Raw genomic sequence first — 1,489 nt, forward strand, 5'->3', positions numbered from 1 at the left:
GAAAGGAAGTAAAAGAGATTAAAGAAATAACTGAACGTGCAATATCTGATTTCAGAGATTTCTATGACGTTGATGTCATTTCAGGAGGCGGTATTTTTAGAAGCGCGTTTGAAATCGCAAAAAAACAATTCTCTATAGATTTTTATTATGAAGTGCTAAAAAGGAAATTAGATCTCTTCTCAAACTATGAAATTGCTGGTGATCAACAAAAACGTAATGAAATCATAGAATTTGGAGGCTTAACTGCTGTGTTGCTTCTGACGGTCACATTAGGTTTCGTTATATATCAGGCAACACACAATAGCGAGATAGCGTGGGTCATTTCATCGCTGATAGGAATAACTATAAGTGTTATGTTTTCTCTTGTTACCTTGGGTGTGATACAGTGGATGAAACTGCGCCTAAGAGGCAGATTATGAAAGTGATTTGCGGAATTCCCAGGATTATTTTCGCCTACCCTTTTCCAAAAGGTATGGTCGCAGTGCCGTGCAGTTGTTACCACTTGAATAATTGAAAAGCAGCACGGCACGAGAACCCCTCATATTGCTGTAATTCCGCACTGAGCGAAGCGGCATTGTGCGATCAAAATTCCCCTCCCTATCCCCTCTAATTGCACTCCGCAGGAGAGAATAATGTGCCCGAAGCGAGCCGGAAGTCTTGCGTAGCAAGACCGAGTGGTGTAAGCGTTAGCGGTGGGTGGTGTGAAACACCACACATACACCACGAGCGGCGAGCACAGGACACCACCCTGAAAGAGCATAGCGAATGAGGGGCTCCTCGAAGAAGAGTGCGAGACGTAAATCAAAAGAGGGGTGGATTGCGGAAGCAAGACGGGGTGAATTTTGATTGAAGTCGAAGCATGGGGTCCTGTGCTCGGCGTGCAGGCGAGCGAAGGGCACATAGTAATTGGCGAAGGCTCAAAGAGGGGTGGCTGAAAGTCGGGGTGAATTTGAGCCGAAGCCTACCAAAAGATATTAAAATCTGGAAGAATAGTGTGTTATAATATGGCTACAACAAAACAGTCACGACTCGTGAGCATACAGAAATCTGATCTGGATAGTCTTGAGGCTACTATTGAAACCTTGGAAAACGAGTATGTCATGGATCAGCTGGAAAGAAGCGAGCAGGACATACAAAAGGGGAAAGTAAGGAATGTGGGAGAGTTTCTCAAGGAACTCTAACAGCCGCCGGATGAAGGATCAAGAAAAATTAAAGTAAGTATGGTCTCTAACATGGCTATGAAGTGTCCAATTTGTGGAAAAGAAAATAAAAGTCAACCAATCAAAGAATGGACGTTTAATGTTTTCCAAGTCTCAAGATACAAGTGCTCCGAATGTGGCGATCGTTTCAACACATATGTTGGCGAGAAGAATAGTTACACTATCCCTCGTAGTTCGTAGAAATCCTATGCAACACCGGATGTGTTGCACCGGGTTTGCATAATTATGAAATGAAGTCCATCGCAATCAACTTCAGCTTTGACAAGTCA

2 protein-coding genes are annotated in these 1,489 nt (G+C 43.5%); both read left to right on the top strand.

Translation table 11 applies throughout. The features are described 5' to 3' along the window. A partial coding sequence (locus tag AMDU4_RS08765) for a hypothetical protein (protein ID WP_290704770.1) occupies window positions 1-419 on the top strand: 419 nt, incomplete at its 5' end. A 585-nt stretch (window positions 420-1,004) separates the two neighbouring features. Next, complete coding sequence (locus AMDU4_RS08770) at window positions 1,005-1,181, top strand: hypothetical protein (RefSeq protein ID WP_021787627.1); 177 nt, start codon at window positions 1,005-1,007, stop codon at window positions 1,179-1,181. Window positions 1,182-1,489 lie beyond the last annotated feature (308 nt).

This window comes from Ferroplasma sp. Type II (assembly GCF_000496155.1).